We start from the raw sequence: 5480 nt of genomic DNA on the forward strand, positions 1-5480 counted from the left end.
TTAAACGATCGGCATTATAACTTTAAGTTAGGCTTTTTTTATGACTTGAATATGAGTATTTGATTTTTAAACTTGTTCTAAATCACTAGTTGCAATGTTAGCTAGGTGTGCAATTAAAATTTTCTGATAAACTTACATAAATTTGTTGATTTTTCACACGAAGGTAAGGAATAAGTGACTACTACAGAAACAGTCAATGCGGACATGTTACTCGAAATGGAATCAGTCCATGTCATGCCATTCAGTGAACACGATAAAATTATCTTAAGATCTTATGAGGCCGTAGTTGATGGTATTGCGAGTCTGATCGGTCCGTTTTGTGAAATCGTTTTACACTCTTTAGAAGACCTCAATACTTCAGCGATTAAAATTGCCAATGGTGAAAATACAGGCCGTCAGGTTGGTTCGCCAATCACCGATCTTGCATTGAAGATGTTGAAAGATATTGAAGGTTCTAAGCGTAACTTCTCTCGTTCATATTTTACTCGCGCTAAAGGCGGGGTACTAATGAAGTCGATCACGGTTGCTATCCGCAATGGTGAAGACCGAGTGATTGGCTTACTGTGTATTAACGTGAACTTAGATGCGCCATTCTCACAAGTGCTGCAATCTTTCATGCCTACGCAAGACGCGGACGAAGCTGCGTCATCTGTTAACTTTGCTAGTGATGTTGAAGAACTTGTCGATCAAACGGTTGAACGCACGATTGAAGAAATCAATGCAGACAAATCTGTATCGAACAACACCAAAAATCGCCAAATCGTGATGGAGCTATACGACAAAGGTATTTTCGACATCAAAGACGCGATTAACCGCGTTGCTGAGCGATTGAATATCTCTAAGCACACAGTGTACTTGTACATCCGTCAACGTAAAACAGAGGATGAAGAGGGTTGTTAAGCTATACACTCTTAGTTAATGGACCCGTTTACGGCTCACAATCCGCAAGAAGTGCTTATCAGTTTGCTGTGGCTCTATTGAAACAGGGCCACAAACTTCACAGTGTGTTCTTCTATCAAGACGGCGTCAGTAATGGCTCTGGCATTACTGTGCCTGCTAATGATGAATTTGATTTAGCTGCCGCTTGGCAAAAATTGGCGGACGAGCACAATGTTAGCCTAGAGACATGTGTTGCTGCTGCGCTAAGGCGTGGAGTTATCAGCACTGAAGAAGCGGCGCAACATCAATTAAGTGCCTCTAACTTGGCGGCTGGGTTTACCCAAGCTGGCTTAGGGAGTTTATCTGAAGCACTTCTGACGCAAGATAGGGTTGTCCAGTTTTGAGCACATTAGCATTTATATTTAACAGCTTTCCTCATACAACGGCTGCGGGTAGGGAGGGGCTAGACGCATTGTTAGCGGCTTCAGCTTACAGTGAAGACATTAGCGTATTCTTTGTCGGTGATGGCGTTACACAGCTTCTCAAAGCGCAACAGCCTGATGAATCCTTATCACGTGACTATATTTCTGCATTCAAGCTTATGGACCTCTACGACATCGAGCAGGTTTACGTGTGTCAACATAGCCTCAATCAGTTTGGTCTCTCGACTGATAACTTACTGATCGATGTGACTGCGCTAGAAGTGAATGAGTTGACGCAGAAGTTAGCTCAGAGCAAAAAAATACTGACTTTCTAGGGAACGTTATGCTTCATATTGTAAAATCAGTAGACAAACTCAAGCTTGCATTGGCGTACTCGCAACAACAGGATCACATCCTTTTGGTTGAAGATGCGGTGTATGTTTGCCTTCCAAATCATGAGTTATTCAATCAAATCTCAACCGTTAAACATGTGTCGGTATTAAAAACAGATCTTTATAGTCGAGGTCTACAACAACTTGCTTCAAGCTCTCTGGATCAAGTGGACTTCGATGGATTCGTAAAACTGACTGTTTTGAACGACAAATCAGTCACTTGGTAGCTGCATTTTATCAGTGTGGTTAAATAAAGACCATCCTGAGCTCTAGACGGCTAAAAAAGATCTGTATATTTCTTGACACACATCCCACTGCTGAATAGAATTTTGCGTCCCTATTTACACTATGTGTAATAGGGCTAGATTTTTCATCAAGCTTACTTTCAAGTAAATCAGGAGCTAGTTAATGGCAACTATTAACCAGTTGGTACGTACTCCTCGTGTAAAGCAGGTTGTTAAAAGCAACGTGCCTGCACTAGAAGCGTGCCCACAAAAACGTGGTGTATGTACTCGCGTATATACTACTACTCCAAAAAAACCGAACTCAGCACTACGTAAAGTATGTCGTGTTCGTCTAACTAACGGCTTTGAAGTTACTTCATACATCGGCGGCGAAGGTCATAACCTTCAAGAACACAGTGTTGTTCTTATCCGTGGTGGTCGTGTTAAAGATTTACCAGGTGTGCGTTACCACACTGTTCGCGGTGCACTTGACTGTGCAGGCGTTAACGACCGTAAGAAAGGTCGTTCTAAGTATGGTGTGAAACGTCCTAAGTCTTAATGCGTCTTTTTTTTAAAAGAAAGCGTTAAGTAAGGCCAAACACTATTTATTTATTATTCTGAAAAGTTTTGGAAAAAACCTGAAGAAGACAACGGAGAAATTCCATGCCACGTCGTCGCGTAATAGGCCAGCGTAAGATCCTTCCAGATCCTAAGTTCAAATCTGAGCTGCTGGCAAAATTCGTTAACATCCTTATGGTTGACGGAAAAAAATCTACTGCAGAGAAGATTGTTTACACTGCACTAGAAGTTATGGCTGAGAAATCTGGTAAAGATCACTTAGCTGTATTTGAAGAAGCTCTTGAAAATGTTCGTCCAGCGGTAGAAGTTAAATCTCGCCGTGTGGGTGGTTCAACTTACCAAGTACCTGTAGAAGTTCGTCCGGTTCGCCGTAACGCTCTTGCTATGCGTTGGGTAGTTGAAGCTGCGCGTAAGCGTGGTGAAAAATCTATGGCTCAACGCCTAGCTGCTGAAATGCTAGACGCGTCTGAGAACAAAGGTACTTCGGTTAAGAAACGTGAAGACGTTCACCGTATGGCTGACGCAAACAAAGCGTTCGCACATTACCGCTGGTAATACCTTTTTAGTGCTGCAAGTTTCCTTGCAGCACTTCTTTAGTTCCTATGCTTATGCTAGGAACTATTGCTATTTCTAGGGCAAGCACTTTTTAGCGAAGTATCGCTTTTAACGCATAATCTAGACATAGCAATAGTCCCTAAGTCTCTAATAAGAGGATTCAACCGTGGCTCGTAAAACTCCTATTGAGCAATACCGTAATATCGGTATCGTTGCTCACGTAGATGCAGGTAAAACAACCACAAGTGAACGTATTCTGTTCTATACCGGTCTTTCTCACAAAATCGGCGAAGTTCACGATGGTGCAGCAACCATGGATTGGATGGAGCAAGAGCAAGAGCGCGGTATTACGATCACTTCAGCAGCAACTACTACGTTTTGGCGTGGTATGGAAGCTCAGTACTCTGACCACCGTATTAATATCATCGACACTCCGGGGCACGTTGACTTCACAATCGAAGTAGAACGTTCTCTGCGTGTGCTTGATGGTGCAGTTGTTGTGTTCTGTGGCTCATCTGGTGTTGAACCTCAGTCAGAGACTGTATGGCGTCAAGCTGATAAGTACCAAGTTCCACGTATGGTTTTCGTTAATAAAATGGACCGTACAGGCGCAGACTTCTTGCGTGTAGTTGAACAGATCAAGGATCGCCTAGGCGCAACTCCTGTTCCAATTCAACTGAACATTGGTGCTGAAGAAAACTTCCAAGGCGTTGTCGATCTTATCAAGATGAAGGCGATTAACTGGAATGAAGCTGACCAAGGCATGACTTTCACGTACGAAGATATTCCTGCAGACATGCAAGAAATGGCTGAAGAATATCGTACAGAACTTGTTGAAGCTGCTGCAGAAGCAAATGAAGAGCTGATGGATAAGTACCTTGAAGAAGGTGAACTAACAGAAGCTGAAATCAAACAAGGTCTTCGTACTCGTACCCTTAATAATGAAATCGTACTTGCTACATGTGGTAGTGCATTCAAAAACAAAGGTGTACAAGCTGTTCTAGATGCAGTTGTTGACTTCCTTCCTTCTCCAGTCGATGTACCTGCAATTAAAGGTATCGATGAAGACGAGAACGAAGCAGAGCGTCATGCAGACGACAAAGAACCGTTCTCAGCGCTAGCATTTAAAATTGCAACAGACCCATTTGTTGGTACTTTAACTTTCATCCGTGTTTACTCTGGTGTTGTTGAAAGCGGTAAAACAGCTTACAACTCTGTGAAGAAACAACGTGAACGTTTAGGGCGCATTGTTCAAATGCACTCAAACAAGCGTGAAGAAGTAAAAGAAGTACGAGCAGGTGACATCGCAGCCATTATCGGCCTTAAAGATGTTACTACTGGTGAAACTCTATGTGATCAGAACCATAAAATTGTTCTTGAACGTATGGAATTCCCAGACCCAGTTATTCAGATCGTTGTAGAGCCTCGCTCTCAAGCTGATCAAGATAAAATGACTATCGCGTTAGGTAAGCTAGCGGCAGAAGATCCATCGTTCCGTGTTGAAACGGATGACGAGACTGGCCAGACACTAATCTCTGGTATGGGTGAACTGCACTTAGATATCATCGTTGACCGCATGAAGCGTGAATTCAGTGTGAACTGCAACGTTGGTAATCCACAAGTTGCTTATCGTGAAACCATTCGTGGTACAGCGAAAGCTGAAGGTAAATTTATCCGCGAACATGGTGGTAAAGGACAGTACGGTCACGTGTGGCTGAAACTGGAACCATCAGAAGCCGGTGAAGGCTTTGTCTTCGTAGATGAAATTGCCAATGGTATCGTGCCAAAAGAGTTCATTACCTCTGTCGCTAAAGGCGTTGAAGAGCAAATGAACAATGGTGTATTAGCGGGCTATCCAGTTTTGGATATCAAAGCTACACTATATGATGGTTCTTACCATGAAGTAGATTCAAGTGAGATGGCGTTTACAATCGCTGCCTCTATGGCTTTCAGAACAGGTGCACTAGAAGCGCAACCAGTTTTGCTTGAGCCTATGATGAAAGTTGAAGTAACTACTCCAGAAGACTGGATGGGTGACGTTGTTGGCGATATTAACCGTCGTCGCGGCATCATCGAAGGTATGGACGAGGGGACAGCTGGCCTGAAGATAATTCGTGCACAAGTTCCGTTGTCTGTCATGTTCGGTTACGCAACTGATTTACGTTCTGCGACACAAGGTCGTGCTTCTTACTCTATGGAGTTTAGTGAGTACGCTGAAGTGCCAAAAAATGTTGCTAATGCAATCATTGCAGAGCGTGGTTAAACAAAAGGGACGCATTTTTTTCATTTTTTGAAAGAACAATGCGTCCAAATATTGCGCTAACGAGAGTTGGCGCATAAAATAGCAATTTCTGGCGCGTCTCGCTCAATAATGAACGTGGCGAATCATAACTAGGAAGGAACACGATTGTGTCTAAAGAAAAATTTGA

The 5480-nt window shown here is 43.0% G+C and carries 8 protein-coding genes; 7 read left to right on the plus strand and 1 reads right to left on the minus strand.

The window, feature by feature from the left end; translation table 11 throughout:
* Window positions 1-174 precede the first annotated feature (174 nt).
* From AB4589_RS24895 to fusA, 7 genes are all read left to right on the plus strand, one after another.
* On the plus strand, window positions 175-900 hold the full coding sequence (locus AB4589_RS24895) for a transcriptional regulator (RefSeq protein WP_012604921.1): 726 nt from the start codon (window positions 175-177) through the stop codon (window positions 898-900).
* Complete coding sequence (gene tusD / locus AB4589_RS24900) at window positions 894-1283, plus strand: sulfurtransferase complex subunit TusD (protein WP_372101908.1); 390 nt, start codon at window positions 894-896, stop codon at window positions 1281-1283. Before AB4589_RS24895 ends, tusD begins: the two co-directional genes overlap by 7 nt.
* Window positions 1280-1636 carry a sulfurtransferase complex subunit TusC gene (gene tusC, locus AB4589_RS24905; protein WP_269335859.1) on the plus strand — a complete coding sequence of 119 codons (357 nt, stop codon included), beginning with the start codon at window positions 1280-1282 and terminating at the stop codon, window positions 1634-1636. Before tusD ends, tusC begins: the two co-directional genes overlap by 4 nt.
* An 8-nt stretch (window positions 1637-1644) precedes the next feature.
* Window positions 1645-1920: a sulfurtransferase complex subunit TusB gene (gene tusB, locus AB4589_RS24910; protein ID WP_135382425.1), complete on the plus strand. Its 276-nt coding sequence runs from the start codon at window positions 1645-1647 to the stop codon at window positions 1918-1920.
* Window positions 1921-2101: 181 nt separating this feature from the next.
* On the plus strand, window positions 2102-2476 hold the full coding sequence (rpsL, locus tag AB4589_RS24915) for a 30S ribosomal protein S12 (protein WP_012604917.1): 375 nt from the start codon (window positions 2102-2104) through the stop codon (window positions 2474-2476).
* 104 nt (window positions 2477-2580) lie between these two features.
* A complete protein-coding gene (gene rpsG / locus AB4589_RS24920) occupies window positions 2581-3051 on the plus strand; it encodes a 30S ribosomal protein S7 (protein ID WP_012604916.1) in 471 nt (156 codons plus the stop codon).
* A 166-nt stretch (window positions 3052-3217) separates the two neighbouring features.
* The gene (gene fusA, locus AB4589_RS24925) at window positions 3218-5314 is read left to right on the plus strand and encodes an elongation factor G (RefSeq protein ID WP_012604915.1); all 2097 of its coding nucleotides are present in this window, start codon (window positions 3218-3220) and stop codon (window positions 5312-5314) included.
* Here fusA and AB4589_RS24930 read toward each other — a convergent pair.
* The coding region (locus AB4589_RS24930) for a hypothetical protein (RefSeq protein WP_206747607.1) at window positions 5295-5480 on the minus strand (186 nt) is incomplete at its 5' end. The two genes, fusA and AB4589_RS24930, sit on opposite strands and share 20 nt — an antisense overlap.

The sequence above is a fragment of the Vibrio sp. 10N.222.49.A3 genome (genome assembly GCF_041475145.1).
Taxonomy (GTDB): Bacteria; Pseudomonadota; Gammaproteobacteria; order Enterobacterales; family Vibrionaceae; genus Vibrio; species Vibrio tasmaniensis_A.

Excerpts from the sequence above, each read along its gene's own strand:
- tusB (WP_135382425.1), top strand. The coding sequence starts at position 1,645 with ATGCTTCATATTGTAAAATCAGTAGACAAACTCAAGCTTGCATTGGCG.
- rpsL (WP_012604917.1), top strand. The coding sequence starts at position 2,102 with ATGGCAACTATTAACCAGTTGGTACGTACTCCTCGTGTAAAGCAGGTT.
- rpsG (WP_012604916.1), top strand. The coding sequence starts at position 2,581 with ATGCCACGTCGTCGCGTAATAGGCCAGCGTAAGATCCTTCCAGATCCT.